The organism is Deinococcus roseus (genome assembly GCF_014646895.1).
Taxonomy (GTDB): Bacteria; Deinococcota; Deinococci; order Deinococcales; family Deinococcaceae; genus Deinococcus_C; species Deinococcus_C roseus.
In genome coordinates, this window is record NZ_BMOD01000077.1 from 1 (window position 1) to 1,266 (window position 1,266).

General features: G+C 53.3%; 1 protein-coding gene. It reads right to left on the bottom strand.

What is annotated here, in order from left to right; translation table 11 throughout:
* Positions 1–27: 27 nt before the first annotated feature.
* Positions 28–1,038 (bottom strand): IS110 family RNA-guided transposase, encoded by a 1,011-nt coding sequence (locus tag IEY52_RS26435; protein WP_189009688.1) that lies wholly within the window; start codon positions 1,036–1,038, stop codon positions 28–30.
* Positions 1,039–1,266 lie beyond the last annotated feature (228 nt).

Consider the following 1,266-nt stretch of genomic DNA (forward strand, 5'->3'; position numbering starts at 1 on the left):
TGCAAATACTGTGTTTGGCCCCCTGTGTCAAGCTGGCGAAGCCAGCTGACTCCGGTGGCCCTTTGTATAGGATTCCCCTGAGCGTAAAACTGCGAAGCAGATCCTGAGAATCTTACGTGCCAGTGCGATCAAAGCCACTTTCTTGGGTTTACCCGCTTTTACCAGGCGACGATAGAATTCAGCCTGCTCGTTGTCCAGTCGAGTGACGGTCACTGCCGACATGTAAAGGATTGTTCGAATGCGTTTATTGCCTACTTTGGAGATGGCACAGCGTCCGACCATTTGTCCAGATTGTCTGGGGACCGGAGACAGTCCAGCAAACGAGGCCCACTGTTTGGCATTCTGCAAGTCTTCCAGATGATGGGTTTCTGCCAGCAGGACAGCTGCAGTGAGTTGACCGATCCCAGGAATGGAGGTCAGGAGCTTCACCTGTCCCTGCAGCAGAGGGTCGGTTTTGATGGTCCTTTTGATGTGGCCTTCCACTTCTCTCAGCTGATCTTCGAGCAGTTCCAGACGCTGTTCAGAGAGCTGGACCACAGCTGCACACGGATGCTGGGTGTGATCAAAAGCATGATGACGGCTCTTTTCCAGCGTGATCAGGTTGACGATGGTCTCCCGCTCGCTCAGCAGGGCCCTGAGGTGCTCCAGTTCGATACGGGTCGGTTCCCAGAGGGAGGGTTTCATGGTCAGGCCATACTGAGCGATTAACTCGGCATCCATGGAGTCGGTTTTTCCCCGTCTGAGATTCGACATGGCAAAGAATTTGATTTTGGCTGCGTTGACCACGCTGACCCGACATACTGAAGTGTAAAGGAAGTGTGCCACACGCTGGGAATAAACGCCGGTGGCTTCCATGACGGCATGGGTCATGTCGCCCAGAGCCTGATGGCCTTCCAGCCACCGTTTGAGAAGCTTTTGGCCTTCCTCTGTGTTTGGGAAGACCTGGATGGAACCAAGCTTGCTGGCACCCTGGTCAGTCACTTTGAGGAGTCTGCAGTGAAGCTCAGACTTGCCGACATCAATGCCGAGAATGAACATAATTGCCTCCTGGATGAGGAAAAGTCAAACCCAGCTTTAGTCGACGGAACATTGTGTGCAAGCTTCTAGGCTTCAAATACTGTGGCGTCTGGACCAAAAACTTCGAGCCGGCCAGGATTTGCACCAGGGTCTGGAGGACCAAAAATCTCAGCAGGCTTGTCGGCTCGAAGGGGTATGACAGGCTCATTCTCCCACTTTGGGGACCTGGCCTAACACACAAAAATCTCA